The following is an 845-nucleotide window of genomic DNA, read 5'->3' on the forward strand; positions in this document are numbered from 1 at the left end:
AAAGCCTTGCAAGCAGCTCTAACTTCTATCAACCAGCTTCAAGCGACTCCGAAAGAGGAAGTAAAACATTCAAATCTTCCGACTGAAGGAGATAATGTCTTAATTCAAACGCAACCAAGCCTTGAAGTAACGACAGAATCAATCGCCTTTAATACTGTTCGTCGCGAGAATGCTTTCCTAGCCAAAGGCAAGGAACAAGTTGTTTCAGAGGGCAAAGTAGGTCAAATAACGACTTATGTAGAAGTAGATGGAGACACACGTAAGACAGTTAAGGTTGAACGTGAAGAAGCTCAAGATCGTGTCATAGAAGTTGGTACTTTTGAAGGAACATCTGTGCCAGGTGAAGGTGTTAAAGAATTGAGCTTTAGTCAGCCAAGTCTTGAAGTTGTTGAAGAAGCTCTCAGCTTCAAGACAGTTAAGCAAGATGACCCAACTCTGTCAGAAGGTGAAACTCGAGTAGCTCAGGCCGGTCGTGAAGGCAAAGAACGCGTCAGCATAGAAGTCACATCAGATGGAAGCCGTACTGAAAAACTTCGCGAAGTTGTGGAAGCGCCACGAGATGAGATTGTGCTAGTCGGAACTAAGAAAGTTGAATCAGGTAAAACAGATCCAGCGATCCATGAAGTCCCAGAGTTCACAGGTAGTGTCAATGGCGCAGAGGCTGCTAGTCATGAGCTTCCTGAATTTGCAGGTGGAGTAAATGGTGAAGAAGCAGTTATTCGTGGAGAAGATCCAGAGTTTACTGGTGGAGTCAATGGATCAGAAGCTGCTATCAACGAGGTCCTAGAGTTCACTGGCGGAGCAAATGGCGAAGAAGCAGCTACTCGTGGAGAAGATCCAGAGTT

1 protein-coding gene is annotated in these 845 nt (G+C 45.2%); it reads left to right on the plus strand.

Annotation, left to right across the window (positions count from 1 at the left end; translation table 11 throughout):
* A partial coding sequence (locus HMPREF2805_RS07365) for an SIALI-17 repeat-containing surface protein (protein ID WP_075231988.1) occupies positions 1–845 on the plus strand: 845 nt, incomplete at both ends.

The sequence above is a fragment of the Streptococcus sp. HMSC034E03 genome (assembly GCF_001811505.1).
Taxonomy (GTDB): Bacteria; Bacillota; Bacilli; order Lactobacillales; family Streptococcaceae; genus Streptococcus.